The 20,267-nt window shown below is 62.0% G+C and carries 17 protein-coding genes and 1 riboswitch; of the genes, 9 read left to right on the forward strand and 8 right to left on the reverse strand.

What is annotated here, in order from left to right:
- Window positions 1-8: 8 nt before the first annotated feature.
- From ACWTV3_RS13645 to guaB1, 3 genes are all read right to left on the reverse strand, one after another.
- Window positions 9-1,043, reverse strand: a complete 1,035-nt coding sequence (locus ACWTV3_RS13645) for a hemolysin family protein (protein ID WP_498478741.1) — start codon at window positions 1,041-1,043, stop codon at window positions 9-11.
- Entirely contained in the window at window positions 1,043-2,365 is a 1,323-nt protein-coding gene (locus ACWTV3_RS13650) for a hemolysin family protein (RefSeq protein ID WP_498478742.1), read from the reverse strand. Before ACWTV3_RS13650 ends, ACWTV3_RS13645 begins: the two co-directional genes overlap by 1 nt.
- Window positions 2,366-2,514: 149 nt before the next feature.
- A complete protein-coding gene (gene guaB1 / locus ACWTV3_RS13655) occupies window positions 2,515-3,951 on the reverse strand; it encodes a GMP reductase (protein WP_498478743.1) in 1,437 nt (478 codons plus the stop codon).
- 180 nt (window positions 3,952-4,131) lie between these two features.
- Between guaB1 and ACWTV3_RS13660 the strand changes: the two genes are divergently transcribed.
- Window positions 4,132-7,959 (forward strand): multifunctional oxoglutarate decarboxylase/oxoglutarate dehydrogenase thiamine pyrophosphate-binding subunit/dihydrolipoyllysine-residue succinyltransferase subunit, encoded by a 3,828-nt coding sequence (locus ACWTV3_RS13660; protein ID WP_498478744.1) that lies wholly within the window; start codon window positions 4,132-4,134, stop codon window positions 7,957-7,959.
- A 96-nt stretch (window positions 7,960-8,055) separates the two neighbouring features.
- On the opposite strand, the gene ACWTV3_RS13665 is transcribed toward ACWTV3_RS13660, so the two are convergent.
- Window positions 8,056-8,286: an anti-sigma factor family protein gene (locus ACWTV3_RS13665; RefSeq protein WP_341620734.1), complete on the reverse strand. Its 231-nt coding sequence runs from the start codon at window positions 8,284-8,286 to the stop codon at window positions 8,056-8,058.
- Window positions 8,283-8,909 carry a sigma-70 family RNA polymerase sigma factor gene (locus ACWTV3_RS13670; protein WP_229820449.1) on the reverse strand — a complete coding sequence of 209 codons (627 nt, stop codon included), beginning with the start codon at window positions 8,907-8,909 and terminating at the stop codon, window positions 8,283-8,285. Before ACWTV3_RS13670 ends, ACWTV3_RS13665 begins: the two co-directional genes overlap by 4 nt.
- A 109-nt stretch (window positions 8,910-9,018) precedes the next feature.
- Here ACWTV3_RS13670 and aroA point away from each other — a divergent pair, with 109 nt between their 5' ends.
- From aroA to ACWTV3_RS13705, 7 genes are all read left to right on the forward strand, one after another.
- Complete coding sequence (aroA, locus tag ACWTV3_RS13675) at window positions 9,019-10,425, forward strand: 3-phosphoshikimate 1-carboxyvinyltransferase (RefSeq protein WP_498478745.1); 1,407 nt, start codon at window positions 9,019-9,021, stop codon at window positions 10,423-10,425.
- Window positions 10,426-10,427: 2 nt separating this feature from the next.
- A complete protein-coding gene (gene rsgA, locus ACWTV3_RS13680) occupies window positions 10,428-11,489 on the forward strand; it encodes a ribosome small subunit-dependent GTPase A (protein ID WP_498478746.1) in 1,062 nt (353 codons plus the stop codon).
- 2 nt (window positions 11,490-11,491) lie between these two features.
- Complete coding sequence (locus ACWTV3_RS13685) at window positions 11,492-12,283, forward strand: inositol monophosphatase family protein (RefSeq protein WP_498478747.1); 792 nt, start codon at window positions 11,492-11,494, stop codon at window positions 12,281-12,283.
- A 95-nt stretch (window positions 12,284-12,378) separates the two neighbouring features.
- Entirely contained in the window at window positions 12,379-12,879 is a 501-nt protein-coding gene (locus tag ACWTV3_RS13690; protein WP_498478748.1) for a septum formation family protein, read from the forward strand.
- 145 nt (window positions 12,880-13,024) lie between these two features.
- Entirely contained in the window at window positions 13,025-14,344 is a 1,320-nt protein-coding gene (locus tag ACWTV3_RS13695; RefSeq protein ID WP_498478749.1) for a bifunctional alpha/beta hydrolase/OsmC family protein, read from the forward strand.
- Window positions 14,345-14,523: 179 nt separating this feature from the next.
- Window positions 14,524-15,351 (forward strand): siderophore-interacting protein, encoded by an 828-nt coding sequence (locus ACWTV3_RS13700; protein ID WP_498478750.1) that lies wholly within the window; start codon window positions 14,524-14,526, stop codon window positions 15,349-15,351.
- 132 nt (window positions 15,352-15,483) lie between these two features.
- Window positions 15,484-15,579: riboswitch (glycine riboswitch) on the forward strand.
- A 147-nt stretch (window positions 15,580-15,726) separates the two neighbouring features.
- Entirely contained in the window at window positions 15,727-17,175 is a 1,449-nt protein-coding gene (locus tag ACWTV3_RS13705; RefSeq protein WP_498478751.1) for an L-serine ammonia-lyase, read from the forward strand.
- Between the two features lie 12 nt (window positions 17,176-17,187).
- Here the strand turns inward: ACWTV3_RS13705 and ACWTV3_RS13710 are convergent, their stop codons facing one another.
- From ACWTV3_RS13710 to ACWTV3_RS13720, 3 genes are all read right to left on the reverse strand, one after another.
- The gene (locus ACWTV3_RS13710; RefSeq protein WP_498478752.1) at window positions 17,188-17,931 is read right to left on the reverse strand and encodes a pyrimidine reductase family protein; all 744 of its coding nucleotides are present in this window, start codon (window positions 17,929-17,931) and stop codon (window positions 17,188-17,190) included.
- A gap of 3 nt (window positions 17,932-17,934) precedes the next feature.
- Window positions 17,935-18,840 carry a dihydropteroate synthase gene (gene folP, locus ACWTV3_RS13715; protein ID WP_498478753.1) on the reverse strand — a complete coding sequence of 302 codons (906 nt, stop codon included), beginning with the start codon at window positions 18,838-18,840 and terminating at the stop codon, window positions 17,935-17,937.
- Between the two features lie 382 nt (window positions 18,841-19,222).
- Window positions 19,223-19,438 carry an SCO4848 family membrane protein gene (locus ACWTV3_RS13720; RefSeq protein ID WP_498478754.1) on the reverse strand — a complete coding sequence of 72 codons (216 nt, stop codon included), beginning with the start codon at window positions 19,436-19,438 and terminating at the stop codon, window positions 19,223-19,225.
- Between the two features lie 123 nt (window positions 19,439-19,561).
- On the opposite strand from ACWTV3_RS13720, the gene ACWTV3_RS13725 reads away from it, so the two are divergent.
- A complete protein-coding gene (locus ACWTV3_RS13725; RefSeq protein WP_498478755.1) occupies window positions 19,562-20,221 on the forward strand; it encodes an IMPACT family protein in 660 nt (219 codons plus the stop codon).
- Window positions 20,222-20,267 lie beyond the last annotated feature (46 nt).

Below are 20,267 nucleotides of genomic sequence, written 5' to 3' on the forward strand. Positions count from 1 at the left end.
GAACGCCGCTAGCGACGCCGGGTGGCGTCTTGCACTTCGCCGACGAGCACCTCAATGATGTCTTCGAGGAACAGCACACCGGTGGTCTCGCCAGTGGCATCGAAGCTGCGCGCCACGTGAACGCCCGAGCGACGCATGGTCGCGAGGGCATCTTCGAGGTCGGTTTCGCAGTACATCGAGATAAGCTGGCGAATCCGCTTGGGCGGAACCGGCTCGTGGAACTCGCTCTCGTCGAGGTCGATTACATCCTTGAGGTGCAAGTAGCCGGTGGGCTCCCCCGCATCGTTCAGCAGAATGTAGCGCGAGAATCCGCGGCGTGCGACAGCCTTTTCGAGGTCCGCCGGGGCGGCGTCCTCGGGCAGCGTGACGAGCCCCGACATCGGAATAGCGACATCGCGAACCTTTTTCGAGGTGAACTCGAACGCACCGGTGAGCGTGCCACCGGCATCCGTCAGCACACCTTCGCGCGTCGACTGCGCGACGATCGTCGCCACTTCGTCGAGCGTGAAGACACTGTTCGCTTCGTTCTTGGGCTCAACCTTGAAGAGGCGCAGGATGCCGTTCGCTATCGCGTTGAGCGCGACGATGATCGGGCGGAACACTGTTGCAATGAACACGAGCGGCGGAGCCAAAATCAGCACCGCGCGGTCCGGAATCGAGAACGACAGGTTCTTCGGCACCATTTCGCCGAGCACCACGTGCAAGAACGAGACGATGATGAGCGCCATGATGAACGCGATCGTGCTGATCAGCTCTTCACTCAAGCCAGTCAGTGCGAGCGGCACTTCAAGCAGGTGGTGAATCGCAGGTTCAGACACGTTCAGGATCAACAGCGAACACACCGTGATGCCCAGTTGGCAGGCCGCAAGCATGAGCGTCGCGTGCTCCATGGCCCACAACGCAGTCTTTGCTGATCGCGAACCGGATGCCGCGAGCGGCTCAATCTGCGAGCGACGTGCCGAGATAACAGCAAACTCCGCGCCAACGAAGAAGGCGTTAACGAGCAGCAGTACGAATAGCCAGACAATTCCCCAGACGTCCATTAGCTCACCACCTCAGCATCGGTAGCGGCAACAATCGGATCGGGGGTAAACCTCACGCGGTCGATGCGTCGACCTTCCAATCGTTCGATGCGGAACACTCCGCCTGCGGCGGTAATCGTGTCGCCCGTGCGCGGAACGCGACCGAGCTCACTCATGAGCCAACCGGCCACGGTTTCGTAGGGGCCTTCTTCGGGCACCTCAACGCCGGTGCGCTCGAGAAGTTCATCGGGGCGCAGGATGGCGGGGAAGGTAAACCAGTCGCGAGAACGAACGACGTCGGCCTTCGAGCGGTCGTGCTCATCAGAGACTTCACCGACGAGTTCTTCTACGAGGTCTTCGAGTGTCGCGACTCCGGCGGTTCCGCCGTATTCGTCAACGACGACGGCCATTTGGTAACCGCGGCCGCGCAGTTCGGCGAGCAGGGCATCCAGTCGCATCGTTTCTGGCACTTGGAGCGCTTCAGTCTGCAGAGCCGAGACGGGCACGTCGGCACGCTTCTTGTGGGGTACAGCAACGGCTTGCTTGATGTGCACGAGACCCACCACATCGTCGATGCTGTCGTCGATTACCGGGAAGCGAGAGAAGCCGGTGCGCTTAGCGAGATCGATCACGTCTTGAGCGCTGTCGGTGCGGTCAATGCTGTCGACCCGTGGTCGCGGAGTCATCACGTCTTGTGCTGTGTGGTCGGCAAAGGCCAACGTGCGTGCCAACAGCGTTGCGGTGTCAGCTTCGAGACTGCCCTGGCTGGCCGAGCGACGCACGAGCGAGGTCAGTTCTTCGGCAGTGCGGGCGCCAGAAAGCTCTTCTTTCGGCTCGATTCCCACAGAACGAAGGATGCCGTTTGCGGTGTTGTTGAGCAGGCTGACGGCGGGTTTGAACACCGTGGTGAAGAGCACTTGGAAGGGAACGACGAACTTGGCGGTGGCTCGCGGGAGCGCAAGCGCGAAGTTCTTCGGCACGAGCTCGCCAATGATCATCGACAGCAGCGTGGCAAAGGTGACGGCCAGAATGCTCGCGATAATGGTCACCGCTGCGTCAGGCAAGAAGGAACCGAGCGGTGCCTCCAGCCAGGTACTGAAAGCTGGCTCGAGGGTGTAGCCCGCGAGCAGCGTAGTCAGAGTGATGCCGAGCTGAGCACTCGAGAGGTGAGTCGAGGTGTGCTTAAGCGCCGCGATGGTGGTTGCGAGTCGCTTCTCGCCACGCTCTTGACGAGCTTCGAGGTCTGAACGGTCGAGGTTGACGAGCGCGAACTCGGAGGCGACGAAGAAGCCGGTGCCGACAGTCAGCACAAGGCCAGCGGCGAAGAGAAGCCATTCATTCATGACAGATCACCTCCAGCCGCGGAGGTAGGTAGAGAACGGGCGAAAAACGAGTGATGGTCGCACGGAGCGTGGCTCCGGCGACGACTAGAGGGAGGGTCGTCCATTATGGGCTTGAGTATAGGACAAATCGCTGGGAAACGAGAGTTGCGTTACCAGCTCACAGGCAAGGCTTTGCCCTCTTCGTAGCCTGCTGCCGACTGGATTCCCACGAGGGCGCGCTCCCTGAACTCACGCAGGTTTGCAGCGCCGGCGTACGTGCACGAACTGCGCACTCCCGAGGTGATCATGTCAACGAGGTCATCGATCGACGAGCGAGCCGGATCGAGGTAGATTTTCGAGCCCGAGATACCTTCCGCAAACAGTTCCTTGCGCGCGAGCTCGTAGGCATCGAGCCCGCCGAAGCGAGCGCGTACGGCCTTTGTGGATGCCATCCCCCAGCTGGTCTTGTAGAGAGCGCCGGCGTCGTCGGTGCGCAACTCTCCCGGCGCTTCGATCGTGCCCGCAAACCACGAGCCGATCATGACGGAGGCTCCGCCGGCCGCAAGCGCGAGCGCAACGTCACGCGGGTAGCGCACTCCGCCGTCTGCCCACACGTGCGCGCCAAGCTCTCGAGCAGTTGCCGCGGTTTCGAGCACGGCAGAGAACTGGGGGCGACCGACCGCGGTCATCATGCGCGTGGTGCACATGGCGCCGGGCCCAACGCCGACTTTGATGATCGTGGCTCCCGCGCCCACGAGATCGCGAACGGCGGCACTCGTCACGACATTGCCAGCGACAATCGGTACGCCCAGGTCAAGCGCGGCCACGCTCTCAACGGCTCGCACCATTCCCTCTTGATGGCCGTGCGCCGTGTCAAGAACGAGGGTGCTCGCGCCAGCGGCGACGAGGGCACGAGCCTTCGCGGCAACGTCGCCGTTGATTCCGAGCGCGGCAGCGACGGCGAGCTTGCCTTCGCTGTCGAGCGCTGGCGTATAGAGAGTGGAACGGAGCGCACTTGTCTTGCTTGTGGTGCCGACTACCGTGCCACCATCCACTACAGGGGCGAAGTCAAGATCGCGCTCCACCAGAAGGTCGAAGAGCTCGCGCGCACTGCCAAAGTCTGCGCGATCGATGGAGTGCGTGTCAGCGCCGGCGATATCGCCCAGCTCAGCACCGGGCAAGGCAGTGGCCAGGCGTTCGGCATCCACCACTCCGGCGAGCGCGCCGTCGATCATCAGTACAACACCGTGGCCGGCGAGCGGTGGAACCAGAAGTAGCGCTTGTTCCACGGTGTCTTGCGGGCTCAAAAACACGGCGGAGTCGAGATCGATTGGCTGGGCGCGCACCCAGGCCAGAGCATCCGCCATGTCAGTGTCGCTGAGGTCTTGCGGCAGCACTCCGAGTCCACCGCGGCGCGCGAGACTCGCGGCCAAGCGTGGGCCCGTGACCGAATTCATGTTCGACGCAACGAGAGGGATGGTGGCCGACGTACCGTCTCCCGGCGCGAGCGAAACCGACATCCGGCTCCCTACTGACGAGTGGCTCGGCACCAAAAACACGTCTGAGTAGGTCAAATCGTGGGTGGGAGTGGTCTCGTAGAAATCCATGGTCACGAGCCTAAAGGTCACTACTCGAAAACAATCTGCAAAAAAGTCATGAAAATAACGAAGATCGCCGCCTCACGACCAGCAGACGCACAACAAAGCGATTAACATTGGTGGGGATGTCTGGCGCGCAGACTGCGCGTCGTTGAAGTGAACACCAGAACTGAAAGTAGGCGGTTTGACGTGTCAGGCCAAGTAACCGGAATCGCAGCGGACGGAGACTCCTCGAGCGACTTCGGGGCCAACGAATGGTTGGTCGACGAGATGTACGCAAAGTACCTCGAAGACAAGAATCTTGTGGATGAGGCGTGGTGGCCCTTCCTGGAGACGTATAACCCTTCGAAAGACTCAGCTCCCACCACAACGGCTCCCGCGTCAACGACGCCGGATGCGCCAGCCACTGCACCGGCGACGACGCCCGCTACACCGCAGGCCGCCAGCGAAGCCGCTCCTGCAGCTCCTGCCGCAGCACCCGCGGAGAAGCCTTTCGTGGATGAGGCCAACCCCAGCACGGGCAGCCAACCTGTCGCTCGCACGACTTCGGTCCAAGCAAAGCCCCAGCCGATTCCGGCCGAGGCCCCCACCACGACTCCCATCGAGACGTTGAAAGCCGAGGCCGACGCCAAGCCCAAGGCCGAGAACGTTGTCGCTCCCTTGCGCGGTGCAGCCAAGGCTCTCGCCTCGAACATGGACTCGAGCCTCACGGTTCCGACCGCAACGAGCGTTCGCACCATTCCGGCGAAGCTCATGATCGACAACCGCATCGTTATCAACAACCACCTCAAGCGTGCTCGCGGTGGCAAGGTGTCGTTCACTCACCTCATCGCGTGGGCCATCATCGAAACTCTCAAGGAGTTTCCGAGCCAGAACGTCTTCTACGACGAGCCCGATGGAAAGCCTTCGGTTGTTACTCCCGCGCATATCAACCTCGGCATCGCCATCGACATGCCGAAGCCTGACGGCACGCGTTCTCTCGTTGTTCCCGGCATTAAGAATGCTGAAACCATGGGCTTCGGCGAGTTCCTTGCCGCCTATGAAGATGTAGTGTCTCGCGCTCGCGCCAACAAGCTCACCGGCGCTGACTACATGGGTAACACCATTTCGCTCACCAACCCCGGCGGCATCGGTACCGAACACTCGGTCCCCCGCCTCATGCGCGGTTCGGGAACGATCGTTGGCGCTGGCGCCCTCGAGTACCCGGCAGAGTTCCAGGGTGCAAGCCTTCGCACCCTCACTGAGCTGGGTATCGGCAAGACCATCACGCTGACGAGCACCTACGACCACCGCGTCATTCAGGGCGCTGGTTCCGGTGAGTTCCTCAAGAAGATTCACGAGCGTCTCATCGGCGAGAACCACTTCTACGAAGACATCTTCGCCGCCTTGCGCATCCCGTACGACCCCATCCACTGGGCGAACGACATTAGCGTTGACCTTGCTGACAACATCAACAAGACCTCGCGCGTTCACGAGCTCATCAACTCCTTCCGCGTTCGCGGTCACCTCATGGCTGACACCGACCCGCTGGAGTACCGTCAGCGTTCGCACCCCGACCTCGACATTTCGAGCCACGGCCTTACCTTCTGGGATCTCGACCGCGAGTTCGTCACGGGTGGTTTCGGTGGCAAGCGTCAGGCACTGCTCCGCGAAATTCTCGGAATGCTGCGCGATGCCTACTGCCGTACCGTCGGCATCGAGTACATGCACATTCAAGACCCCGAACAGCGTCGCTGGATTCAGGATCACGTTGAGAAGCCGTACACAAAGCCGACCCACGACGAGCAGATGCGCATTCTGGGCAAGCTCAACGAGGCAGAAGCTTTCGAAACGTTCCTGCAGACCAAGTACGTCGGGCAGAAGCGCTTCAGCCTTGAGGGTGGCGAGTCCACAATTGCTCTGCTGGATGCCGTCATCCAGAAGGCCGCTGAAGCCAACCTTGAAGAGGTTGCCATCGGCATGGCTCACCGTGGCCGCTTGAGCGTTCTCACCAACATCGCGGGCAAGACGTACGGTCAGATCTTCCGCGAGTTCGAGGGCACTCAAGACCCCCGTACCGTTCAGGGTTCGGGTGACGTGAAGTACCACCTCGGCACCGAGGGCACCTTCACCGCTGCTGACGGTCGCCAGATTCCGGTCTACCTCGCCGCCAACCCTTCGCACCTTGAAGCGGTTGATGGCGTGCTCGAGGGCATTGTCCGCGCCAAGCAAGACCGTCGCCCAATCGGCTCGTACGCCGTTCTGCCCGTCATGGTTCACGGCGACGCCGCGATGGCCGGTCAGGGAATCGTTGTTGAAATCTTGCAGATGTCGCAACTGCGTGCCTACCGCACGGGTGGCACCATCCACGTGAACATCAACAACCAGGTTGGCTTCACGACTCCGCCGAGCGAAGGCCGCACGTCGCAGTACTCGACAGATGTTGCCAAGACGGTCCAAGCTCCGATCTTCCACGTGAACGGTGATGACCCTGAGGCCGTTGTTCGCGTTGCAGAGCTCGCGTTCGCGTACCGCCAGAAGTTCCACCGCGATGTCGTTATCGACCTGATTTGCTACCGCCGCCGCGGTCACAACGAGGGTGACGACCCCTCGATGACACAGCCGCTCATGTACAACCTGATTGAAGCTAAGCGCTCCGTTCGTACCCTCTACACCGAGGGCCTCGTCGGTCGTGGCGACATCACTCAGGAAGAGTACGAAGCAAGCCACCAGGACTTCCAAGACCGCTTGGAGCGCGCTTTCGCCGAAACGCATGCCGCTCAGACCGGTTCGATGCCCATCCTCACTAAGGACGGCAACGGGGTTTCTGACCTTGAGCGTCCCGGTTCCCAGCGAGACGACGCCATCGGCGAGCCCATCACGACGGGGATCGACGAGAGTGTTGTTCACCTCATCGGTGACGCTCACGCCAACCCGCCGGCTAACTTCTCGGTTCACAAGAAGCTGCAGGCACTGCTCAAGAAGCGCACCGACATGAGCCGCAAGGGTGGCATCGACTGGGCCTTCGCTGAGTTGCTCGCCATCGGTTCCGTGCTCCTCGAGGGCACCCCGGTTCGCATGGCCGGTCAGGATGCTCGTCGAGGCACCTTCGTGCAGCGTCACGCTGTGCTTCATGACCGCGAGAACGGTCAAGAGTGGCTGCCGCTGCAGAATCTCTCTGAGAACCAGTCGCGCTTCTGGATCTACGACTCGCTGCTCAGCGAGTACGCGGCACTCGGCTTCGAGTACGGCTACTCGGTAGAGCGCGCCGACGCACTCGTCATGTGGGAGGCCCAGTTCGGTGACTTCGCCAACGGTGCCCAGATTGTCGTTGACGAGTTCATCTCAAGCGCCGAGCAGAAGTGGTCGCAACGCTCCAGCGTTGTCATGCTGCTGCCGCACGGGTACGAGGGTCAAGGACCCGATCACTCGTCTGCTCGCATCGAGCGCTACCTCCAGATGTGTGCCGAGAACAACATGATTGTGGCTCGCCCGTCGACTCCCGCGTCGTACTTCCACTTGTTGCGTCGTCAGGCGTACTCGCGTCCGCGTCGCCCGTTGATCGTGTTCACCCCTAAGGCGATGCTTCGCTTGCGTGGTGCCACGAGCGATGTCGCTGACTTCACAAGTGGTCGCTTTGAGCCTGTTATTGACGATGTTCGTCTCGACGACAAGTCAGCCGTAACTCGCGTCATCGTGACCTCGGGCAAGACGTACTACGACATCGTCGCTGAGCTCGACAAGCGCGAGATCAAGCACATCGCCGTCGTGCGCATGGAGCAGTTCTATCCGCTCCCCGTTGCCGACATGACGACCGCGCTCGACCAGTACCCGAACGCTGACATCGTGTGGACGCAGGATGAGCCTGAGAACCAGGGTGCGTGGCCGTTCATTAGCTTGGAACTGCAGCGCCACATTCAGTCGCGCGACATCAAGCTCGCGTCGCGCCCGGCATCCGCCTCACCGGCGACCGGTTCGTCGAAGCGCAGCGCTCTCGAACAGGCTGAACTGATCGACCACGCGATTACCCAGCCTTAACCGCAACCGCGTCAACGAAAAGCGGGCATCCTCTTCGGAGGATGCCCGCTTTTGTTAGGCGGTGAGCACTCAGGGTGCTCAGCGTGGGGGTTCTTGTTACGCGTCTGCCAGCTTCGACAGAATCGCGCTCCGCAGATCGTCGGGCGCTGTCTCACGACAGGCCTGCTTGACCTTGAGTTTCAGCGCGAGAGCAACGAGGTGTTCGCTTGAGCAGGACTCGCAGTTGTCAAGGTGATCCGAAACATCCTGAAAGTCTGCTTCGTTGAGTTCGCGGTCGAGGTATTCCTCGAGTTCGGCTTTTGCTTTTTCGCAACCGCAGTCGGTCATTTGGTGCTCCTTGATGCTGCTGGCGTGCCGGGGGTGCGGTCACGCGCGTAATCGGCCAGTAGTTCACGCAACATGCGACGGCCACGGTGCAGTCGGCTCATTACGGTGCCTACGGGGGTTTTCATAATGTCGGCGATCTCTTGATACGAGAAGCCTTCGACGTCGGCGAAGTAGACCGCAAGGCGGAAATCTTCGGGGATCGACTGAAGGGCATCTTTCACCGCGCTGTCAGGCAAGTGATCGATGGCTTCTGCTTCAGCCGAACGCGTCGAGACCGACTGGGTGACTGACTCTGCGCCGCCCAACTGCCAGTCTTCGAGTTCATCGATGGTGCCCTGATACGGGTTTCGCTGGTTCTTGCGATAAATGTTGATGAACGTGTTGGTCTGGATGCGGTACAACCAGGCCTTCAGGTTCGTGCCCTGCTGAAATTGACCGAATGCCTGAAACGCTTTGATGAAGGTCTCTTGAACAAGATCTGCGGCGTCGGTGGGGTTGCGGGTCATGCGCATGGCGGCGCCAAAAAGCTGGTCCATAAAGGGCAGCGCCTGCTCTTCAAACTGTCGTCGCTTGTCGTCAGCGGCAGCATCAGTGGCGCTGGGCTCAACTCTGTCGGTAGTCATTAGCGACAATTCTAGTTCGCTGATCACTACATCCTGCTGAGTACTCAGTACTGCTGTCATACGGGCGCCTCCTCCGTGGGGTCTAAAACGCCGATACTCTTAGTAACTGATGTTCGTATCTAAGTATTCCAACCCAGAGTTCAGCCCGTACGACGACGAGACGGTGCCGGACACCACGGTGCCCGGAAACTGGCCGGCGCCGACCGTCACTCACGCTCTCTCGGCATCGCTGAGTTTGCCGGGCAGTAAGAGCCTCACGAACCGCGAATTGATCTTGGCGGCGCTCTCCGATGGTCCCTCGCGCCTACACTCTCCGCTGCACTCGCGCGACAGCGCCCTGATGATCCAGGCCTTGCGCGCGCTCGGTGTCGGAATCACTGAGATCCCAACCGGCAATGCCTTCGGCCCCGATCTGCAGGTCACCCCCGGTGAGCTTGAGGGCGGAACATCCATCGACTGTGGCCTTGCGGGCACCGTCATGCGCTTCCTTCCTCCCGTTGCCGCTCTCGCGCTCGGACCTGTTGCGTTCGATGGCGACGAAGCGGCCCTTCGCCGCCCCATGCGCACCACGATTGACTCATTGCGCGCGTTGGGCGTCGATGTCTCCGACGACGGCCGCGGCACACTCCCCTTCAGTCTGTACGGCATGGGCAAGGTCACCGGTGGCGAAGTCAGCATCGATGCCTCCGCATCCAGCCAGTTTGTTTCCGGGCTCTTGCTCGCAGCGGCTCGCTTCGATAATGGCCTCACGTTGCGTCACACCGGCGAGAAGCTGCCGAGCATGCCGCACATTGAGATGACGATTGAGTGCCTCGCTGCTCGCGGCGTTGTTGTCGAAAGTCCCGAGCCCGGCGTCTGGATTGTGCCCGCGGGGCCGATCCGCGCGATTGATGTCGTTCTCGAACCCGACCTCTCTAACGCTGCGCCCTTCTTGGCAGCCGCTGTTGTTGCCGGAGGAGCAGTCACGATCGAGGACTGGCCCGAGATCACTACCCAGGTGGGCGCCGATCTTGAGCAGTTGCTCCCTCTGTTCGGAGCTACCGCGATTCGCAAGAATGGCGCGCTCACTATCGATGGTGGTGTTGGCGTCGTGGGCGGCCAGCGCTACCCCGGAATCGAACTTGACCTTTCTACGGGCGGCGAACTCGCTCCCGCGATCGTGGCACTTGCAGCGCTGGCGTCCTCAGCCAGCACGATCACCGGCATCGGCCACCTTCGCGGGCACGAAACCGACAGGCTTGCTGCTCTGCGCACCGAGATCAACGCGCTCGGCGGATCCGTCACCGAACTCGACGATGGGCTTCACATCGAGCCCGCCGACCTGCACGGTGGCATCTGGCACAGCTACGAAGATCACCGCATGTCGACCGCCGGAGCCATCATTGGCCTTGCCGTTGAGGGCATCGAGATCGAGGGCATCGAGTCGACCGCTAAGACGCTCCCCCAGTTCCCCGAACTGTGGCGCACGCTGGTCGGCGATGCTCCGCTCACCACCGACACCCTCGGGCTGTTGTAACCATGAGCTGGCTTACGGGCGACGATGATGAGGACGACCGCGCCTACAGCGAATACGACGAGAGTTCGGTGCGCATGCGCCCGAACCCCAAGGCCAACAAGCCGCGCAGCAAAATTCGCCCGCAGCATTCAGATGCCATTGAAGGGCGCGTCTTCAGCGTCGACCGTGGCCGCTACGGCGTCTGGGTAGCCGAAGGAACCCCCGAAGAACGCCAGATCATTGCCGCCCGCGCTCGTGAGCTCGGCCGCAACCAGCACGGCAAGGTTTCTGTCGTCACGGGCGACTGGGTTGACCTGGTCGGCGACACGAGCGGTACCGAAGGAACGCTCTCGCGCATCGTGCGCATTCGCGAACGAACCACGCTGTTGCGCCGAAGCGCCGACGACACGGATGCCGTAGAACGCATCATCGTCGCTAACGCCGACCAGATGCTCATTGTTGTTGCCGCAGCAGACCCGGAGCCGCGACCGCGACTCGTCGATCGCTATCTTGTTGCTGCGTACGATGCGGGAATCGATCCGATCCTCTGCATCACCAAAACTGACTTGCAAGACCCGGCGCCGTTCTTGGAGAACTTTGCCGGTCTCGACTTGAAGGTCATCGCGAGCCGCTCAGACGAGGTTCCCCTCGACGAGCTGCGCGCTGCTCTCGAGGGCCACACGACGGTGGCCGTTGGCCACTCGGGCGTCGGCAAGTCCACACTCGTCAATGCTCTGGTACCGGATGCCAATCGTGCGGTGGGGCGCGTCAACTCGGTTACCGGTCGTGGGCGCCACACCTCGTCGTCAACGATGTCGTACCGCGTCGGTTCTGGCTGGGTCGTTGACACTCCGGGCGTGCGTTCGTTCGGGCTCGGGCACATCGACCCGAGCAAGATTCTTTCGTCATTCACTGATCTCGCAGAGCTCGCTGAAGACTGCCCCCGCGGCTGCACCCACCTGCCGGATGCTCCCGACTGCGCGATCTCCGAGGCTGTTGCTTCCGGCGCTCTCGGTGAGGTCGGCCGGCTACGTCTTGACTCGTTCCAGCGGCTCATCACGACACTCGGTTCCGCTAGCGTGTAGCTGTGACCGAATACACTCTCGCCGACGATCTTTCTCTGGCCCTCGCTCTCGCAGGCGATGCCGACCTCATCTCCCTCGATCGCTTCACCGCGCTCGATCTTGAGGTCACGACGAAGCCTGACCGCACTCCGGTAACGGATGCCGACAAGGCTGTCGAGCGCAGCATCCGTTCCGGCATTGCTGCTGCACGCCCGGGCGACTCAATTCTCGGTGAAGAGTATGGCGAGGCCGGTGACTCGAACCGTCAGTGGATCATCGACCCGATCGACGGCACGTCTAACTTTTTGCGTGGGGTCCCGATTTGGGGCACCCTGATTTCGCTCGTGATCGATGGCACTCCGCAGGTCGGTGTCGTGAGCTCGCCGGCTCTTGGCAAGCGCTGGTGGGCCGCGACTGGCCACGGCGCGTTTGCGCAGGCTCGCGATGGCGACGCCGAACAGATATTCGTGAGCAAGGTTGCTGCTTTGGATGCCGCATCCATTAGCTACAACAGCCTGTCGGGGTGGGATGGCGCCGGTCGCTTGGATGCCGCTGTTGCGCTCACGCGCGCGACGTGGCGTTCGCGTGCCATCGGCGATATGTGGGCGTACATGTTGCTCGCTGAGGGCGCGCTAGACCTCGTGGGCGAATTCGATTTGCAGCCCTACGACATGGCGGCGCTCATCCCTATCGTGCAGGAGGCCGGCGGCCGTTTCACCTCGGTCGACGGCGAAGAAGGCCCCTGGCACGGCAGTGCGCTCGCCACAAACGGCATTCTTCATAACGATTCGTTGAACTTTCTTCGATCTCACTAGGAGTTCACCCTCTTTCGTCACCTGTGAAAAGCCTGTGTTAAGTAGGCTTAGGCAGTACGAAGCGCGACACATTCACACGAAAGAGACTTACTTCTATGTCGACAGAGACAATCTGGCGCCGCACGATCGCCATCGCCGCGGTTGCCGCCGCCGCTGTGGCCCTGAGCGGATGCAGCATCCTCGATCAAGTAACCGACCAAATCGGCGACGCTGTTGATTCCGGCCCCGGCACCACGCAAGACATTTTCAGCCTCGTCATTGGTGACTGCGAAGTCGGCAACCAAGACGGCGGAGAGGTCTCCAGCACGAAGACCATCGACTGCGCAGAGCCGCACGACGCTGAAGTGTACGCCGCTTCGTACCTCGCCGAGGGCGACTTCCCCGGTGACAGCGTCATCGAGCAGCAGGCCACGAACGACTGCTACGCCGAATTCAGCAGCTTCATGGGCGTCGAGTACGACGACTCCGTCTACGACTTCTCCTGGTACTACCCCACCGAGGGCAGCTGGTCTGAGGGCGACCGCGAGATCCTGTGCCTCATTTACGACCCCTCCGGCAACCAGATCACTGGATCGCTCGCAGGCTCCGGACTGTAAATAGCCGCGCTACAACGGCCGACGAAGACATGCTCTTCGTCGGCCGTTGTTCGGTTAAGGGAAGAAACCGCGCCCCCGGCGACGTTGCACTCTGTAGCTCCCTACGAGACGCTGGGAGCAGCAGAGAACAAGGCGGTAGTGAACGATGAAGATTGAATTCCCGGGCTCCAATGGCACAATGCTGGCCGCCCGCCTCGACCTTCCCGAGGGAACACCCTCGGCGTATGCGCTCTTCGCGCACTGCTTCACGTGCTCCAAAGACTCTTTTGCGGCCTCCCGAATTTCCCGCGCGCTCGTCGAGTACGGCATCGCCGTGCTGCGTTTCGACTTCACCGGGTTGGGCGGATCAGACGGCGACTTCTCCAACACCAACTTCAGTTCGAACATCGACGACGTTGTTGCCGCCACCGAGTTCCTCCGTGACAACTACCGGGCGCCGACCATCCTCATCGGTCACTCCCTCGGAGGTGCTGCCGTGCTCGCCGCCGCTCACCGCGTGCCCTCAGCCCGCGCCGTAGCAACTCTCGGCAGCCCGAGCGACCCCGCTCACATCAGTAACCTCTTCTCCCACGCCAGCGCCGAGATTGTGGCAGAGGGAGAAGCAACGGTTCAATTGGGCGGGCGCCCTTTCCGCATCCGCAAGCAACTGCTCGACGACATCGCCTCTCAGCCGCAAAGCGAGCGCCTACGGGACTTGGACGCCGCGTTGCTGGTGCTGCATTCCCCCATTGACCAGACGGTGGGCGTCGACAACGCTCGCGAAATTTTCGAAGCGGCACGGCATCCGAAGTCCTTCGTCGCTTTGGATGGCGCCGACCACCTACTGAGCGACCGGGATGACGCTGCCTTCGCTGCGAGCATGATTGCCGCGTGGGCCGCCCGCTACGCTTTCGATCGCGCCGATGCTGCTGCCGCACCTCACGCCGCGGCATCGAACTCGACTGCTGCTTCTGCCACAGCGGCGGCGCCTGCATCTGAATCTGCAACTGCGTCAGCGCCTGTGGTTAGCCCGAGCGCAACTGTGACAGTCGACGGCAGTGCCGTCATCGTCACCGAGAGCGGCCCCGCGCGGTACGAACAGCGCGTGTTTGCTTCCGGTCACGAGATCATTTCCGACGAACCCGCGCCGCTCAGCGACAACCACGGCCCGGCCCCATACGACTTCATTTTGGCTGGCCTCGGCAGCTGCACTTCGATCACGATCCGCATGTACGCCGATCGCAAAAAGATGCCCCTCAAAGGCGTCAGCGTAAGGCTCACGCGCGAACGGATCACAGCCGCCGACTGCGATCACTGCACGGCGACCGAGGGAATGGTAGAGCACTTTACGCGCGAGCTGACCTTTGACGGTGACCTCACCGACGAGCAACGCGATTCGCTTCTCGTCATCGCCGATAAGTGCCCCGTTCACCGCTCGCTCGAGGGCGAGATCTCAATCAGCACGACGCTGGCCGCCCAGAGCTAGAACGCCGCGACGGCTCGCAGCCTCAGGGCTAAACACCGCAGCGCTAAGGACCTCAGCGCTTGGACGCTTCAAGGCGATCTGAAGCGACTCTCCCTAGCCCTTGCCAGCCTGGCGAGCTACAGTGGTTAGGTCACCCTAACTTCTAAGTGAAATGAGCTGGCGCCCAGCGCCCACTGCCTATGACTCTTGTACGCGACTCCGTCAAGCACCCTCTCGCCGCCCGCCGCCTCGCGGTCAGCGCAGTGAGCCACCCGGCCCCTTCAATCGCTCGCATCACGCTGAGCGGCGACGAGCTCGAAGGCTTCATCAGTAGCGGGCCCACAGACCACGTCAAAGTGTTCTTCCCCGACCCCGCCACTGGTGTGCTGACGGCACCCATCATGACTGAAGACGGCCTCAAACGCGTCGGCGAGGGCAAAGTATTCTCCCGCGACTACACCCCGCTTGGCTTCCGTAGCCACGACGGTCACCACGAACTCGATATCGACTTCGTCGTCCACGGTGACGAAGGTCCCGCCTCCGCCTGGGCCGGAAAAGCAAAAGTCGGCGACGAGATCGTCATTGCTGGCCCGCGCGGCTCGAAGCTTCTCCCGCAGGGTGCCACCCACGTCATCCTGATTGCTGACGAAACCGCGCTCCCCTCGGCTTCACGCTGGATCGAAATGCTGCCAACCTCGGTGCGCATCACCGCGCTGTTCGATGTTGCCGACGAGAGCGTCGAGAGTTACTTCAGCGATGAGCTCAACGCCCGTATGGACGCCCAGTGGTTCTACCGTCGCGATGGCCTCGGTCAGTTGGATGCTGCGCTGCGTGCCCTCGGCGAGATCGGCGAATCTACCTTTATTTTCCTCGCTGGCGAAGCGACAACCTTGGTGCCGCTGCGTCGTTACCTCCGCCGCGAGCTAGGACTCTCGAAGAAACAAGTCACGGCAGACGGCTATTGGCGTCGTGGTGTGACCGATGCCGACCATCACGCCCCCATCGATCCGAGCGACCCCGAAGACTAACGAGCGCAGCGAGCACGCGCGAGCACGGCCCCAGTCGGCCGCGCGTGCTCGCCTGAGCATCCTGCTCCAGCACAGATGTCCAGTCGCCCGATCGGCCCCAAGTGTATGCTGAGGGCACAAGTGAACAGCCGTCATTCCGCCGCGGGAGAGTCCTTCCGATCGATGGTTGGCGCCGTAGGAGCAAACCCTCTCCGGGAATCTCTCAGGCCCCAGTACCGCAGTGGATAGGCAACTCTGAAAAGTAGTCGACCCTGCCCGACTCGCCGACGGGGCAACGCGACGCCACAAGCGTGCGGAAACTCTCAGGCCCAATACAGAGCGGAGAGGACTCAACGACGCCCGTACGACGCTGTGCGGTGAAGAAATGGAGTCACCGTGGCCATTCGCAATCTGACCCCCACTACAGAAGTACCCACTCCTTCTCTCGAAGAAGTGCCGCTCAGCAGCTTCGACCTCTTCACGGTCGGCATCGGCCCTTCGAGTTCTCATACCGTCGGCCCGATGCGCGCTGCGGCGTCCTTCGCCGCTGATCTTGCCGAGCACGCGATGCTCGACTCTGTCGCCACCGTGAATGTGCGCCTCTATGGATCCCTCGCCGCAACCGGTGCGGGCCATGGCACGATGAGCGCTGTGTTAATCGGTTTAGAGGGCAAGCTCTCCGACCGCGTTCTTCCCACCGAGATGGAAGAGATTCTCGCGAGGATCGAAGCGACCGGAACTCTCAGTCTGGCCGGCAGTCACGAAGTGCCGTTCCGCGAGGCCGAGATTGCCCTGCACCCGCTGACCGTTCTCGACGGGCATCCCAACGGTATGCGCTTTGCTGCATTCTCGGATGCCGGCGAGCCCGTTCTCGAAGCAACTTACTTTTCCATTGGCGGTGGTTTCATCTATCGCGAGGGCGATAACCGCGATGGCAGCAACGGTCTCGATCACGTTGCGGATCCCTTTCCGTTCCGCACGGCGGCGCAGTTGCTCGCGCACTGCCGCGCCGAGGGCCTTTCGTTCAGTGGCGTGATGTTGCGCAACGAGCTCGCCCGCCGCTCTGAAGCGGAGGTCCGCGCCGGCCTGCTTCACATCCGCGACGTCATGGACGAGTGCAAGAACAACAGTCTCGAGCGCACTGGCAACTTGCCGGGCACACTCAATGTGCGCCGCCGCGCTCCTGATTGGCACGCGCGACTGCGCGCTGAAGACCCCGACCGCGACCCGGCCTTCTGGCAAGAGTGGGTCAACCTTGTCGCCCTTGCGGTCAACGAAGAGAACGCATCTGGTGGCCGTGTTGTCACCGCTCCCACTAATGGCGCTGCTGGCATCATTCCCGCCGTGCTGTTTTACGCGACGCATTACGCTCCCGGCATGAAAGACGCCGATCAAGCGATGAAGGACGACGCTACCGTGCGCTTCTTGCTAGCCAGCGCCGCCGTGGGCGTGCTCTACAAGCGCATGGCTTCCATCTCGGGTGCAGAGGTCGGATGCCAAGGAGAAGTCGGCTCAGCCTCGTCTATGGCGGCTGCGGGGTTGGCCGAGATTCTGGGCGGAACGCCCGAGCAGGTCGAGAACGCTGCGGAGATCGCAATGGAACACAATCTTGGACTCACGTGTGACCCCATCGGCGGCCTCGTGCAAATCCCCTGCATCGAACGCAATGCCATTGCCGCGGCCAAAGCTATTAACGCCGCCAAGATGGCCCTGTGGGGCGACGGGACCCACCGAGTCTCACTCGACGAGGTGATCATCACGATGGCTGAGACCGGCAAAGACATGAGTTCGCGCTACAAAGAGACGTCGATGGGCGGCCTCGCCGTCAACGTCGTCGAGTGTTAGCAACTAACACGATTACGGGCGCGTGTAGCGCAGCAGTAAGGTTCCGTCAGCGGCGCTGAAAGCGTGGGCGAGCATCATGTTCTGTGGCGTCGCATCCGCGGCGTCGACAATGCGTCGCGCAGAACCGCCCTCGAGGCGTGGACTAACCGTAAGACACAGCTCATCAACCACGCCTTGGGCGATCATCGTGGCGAACAGCGTCGGCCCGCCCTCGCTGTGCAACTGCGGATATCCTCGCTCCGCCAAAGCATGTTTCAACTCCACGGTGTCGACTTGCGACTCTCCCGCAACGATGACGTCCGCGACTTCCTCTATACGTTCTCGTTGCTCCGCGGACGCTTTCTCCGTAGTGACGACGAACGGTCGAGCGGCATACGACTCGAGGTCTTTCGGCTCCAACCGCAGTGACGCGGTCACAATGGCGAAGGGCGGCTGCGCGCTGAGCCCGTTCGCGGTTCGCCAGGCGACCGACTCCTCATCGAGAGCGAGATTACGGTAACCCTCGTGACGCACGGTGCCGGCGCCGACCACGATGACATCCGCGAGTCTGCGCAACAGCGGAAACACGCGCCCGTCCGCCGGTGTTCCTAGCCCGCCCGAGACGCCCTCGTGGGTCGCAGCCCCGTCGATGCTCGACACGAAGTTCGCGCGCAACCAGGGCTTCGTGCGATCAGCCACGGCGTAGCTCGCGAGCAGCTGCTCGTCAGTCAGTGCCGTTCCTACGGCCAGGGAGTGGATGTCGGATGCAGCGGCCACGGGCTACCTTTCGTTGGCGTCGGACATATTGTGCTTCAGCACCGCCGGCTCGCGGAGCCCCAGAATCGCTTCTGCCATTCGTACGGCATCCACCGTTTCGGCCACCTCGTGCACGCGTACGACGCGGGCGCCGTTAAGCACACACGCAACCGCGGCCGCGAGCGAGCCTTCGAGACGCTGGCGCTTCGGCTTTTCGAGTACCTCACCGATGAAGTCTTTGTTCGATAGGGCGACGAGCGTGGGAAGCCCCAGGTCGGTGATCACATCAAGGCGACGCGTGAGTTCAAGGCTATGCAGCGTGTTTTTGTTGAGGTCGTGCCCGGGATCAACAAAGAGACGGTCATCCGGAACCCCCGCGTCCATTGCCCGCTCGACTCGGCTCTGGAGAAAGTCCCGCACCTCGATAGCGACGTCGTCATACTGCGGACGAGCGAACTGGGTTCGTGGCTGGGCCCGCGAATGCACCAGGATCAGCGACGCCTCGCTGTCGGCGACAACGCGGGCTAGATCTGGATCGCTGAGCCCGGTGGTGTCGTTGATCACCGTAGCGTCGGCGGCGATGCTGCGCCGTGCAACTTCTGAGTGGAAGGTGTCTACAGAGATAACGACATCGGATTCTGCTCGCAGCGCCTCGACAACCGGCACCACACGGTCGCACTCCTCTTCGACACTGAGCGGGTCACCCGGAGCAAACGGCACTCCCCCGATGTCGATCCAGTCAGCGCCATCGCGTACCGCTCGCAGCGACGCTGCCACGGCATCGTCGAGCGCATAGTTTGCGCCGGCGTCGTAGAAGGAATCAGGCGTGCGGTTGACGATCGCCATCACCGCCACACGCTGCGAAAAGTCGAAGGTTCGATCACCGATGGTGCGGCGGGGATTCCGCAGCGAAGGGAGCACAAAACTCATACTCCCTATACTGGGCGACGATACTGACAACTCCATTCGAATTACGAAAAAGACCGCGAGAACCTAGACGCTGTTAGGGCAGTTAGGGCTGTCAGCGCCATACGCACCGAGGGAGAATTACACACGTGGTGAGACCACGACTCCGACACCTTCGAAGATTTCGCCAGTCGCTATCGAACGGAGTTGGATGAACGCCCTGAGGTCGCGGCCACGGTCGAACGACTTCGCACCCACGACAGAGTGGCCCTGCTCTATGCCGCGAGACCCCGAACTGAACCACGCGATGGTACTCCGCGACTATCTCCTACTCGCCTTGGACAACTAACGGCCGGTCGCGCCACGATAGGGCCGGACAGAGAGCCGGCCGGGCGGCAACGCTGAGTTAGAGACTGAGCAGCAGAATACCCGCGAGCACGGACGCCGCGGCAATCGCCATGGCAATCCCGAGCAGCACCGCGTGCACCCGATAGAACGCCGTCGGCTTGCCAGCGGAATCGCGAGCTCGCGGGTCGCCGCTCACACGCTCGAAGAAACGGGGCCAGGCGACGACATTGAACAGTGCGCTGACGAAGAGAACGATTGCGGCAAACAACTCCATGGTTCTCAAGCCTACGCCCGACGCACAGCACCCAGCGCCCGTCATGCCCTATGCGCCACGCGCCACGCATCACGCATCACGCATCACGCATCGAACAACCTCCCCATGCGCCACAATGGGTGCATGCTCGAATACACGCTTCGCGGAGGCCTCGGCGCCACCGCCGAAGCTGAACTCGAAGTAAAACGCTCCCGTTTTCTCTGCACCGTGGTGCGAGTCACGAGGGAGGAGGATGCCCGCGACGTGATCGAACTCGCGCGCAAGACACACTGGGATGCCCGCCACCACTGCTCCGCGTTCGTACTCGGCTCAGCAACAGAGCCCTCACAAGTGAGACGTTCCAGTGATGATGGCGAACCTTCCGGCACTGCCGGGCGGCCCATCCTTGATGCGCTCAACGGCCGCAATCTCATCGATTGCGTTGCCGTGGTCTCCCGCTATTTCGGAGGCACCCTCCTAGGCACTGGTGGCCTGGTTCGTGCTTACTCGGATGCTGCAGCGCTAGCCATCGATGGAGCTCGAGCCCGGCACCACCTCGTGATCCGCGAACGCCGTGAGCTATTTCGCTTGGCCTTGTCCCATGTAGATGCCGGACGCGTAGAAGCCGAGTTGCGCCAGCACGGCGTGACAGTTCTCGGCACAGACTACGCAGCGCAGGCGGTTCTCACGCTAGCGACGGATGCTCAGGGCTCATTCGAGCTCGCTGCCCGCGTCGCCGGCGTCACAGCCGGCGCCGGCGTTCTCGAGTCCGCGGGCGCAGAGTGGGTGGATGTAGCGCCGTAAGCCCGGCAGTTGCGGTGCCTGCGGGCACTTCGGGTGGTTCTCAAAA

This window comes from Salinibacterium sp. AL4.1, from assembly GCF_059767305.1.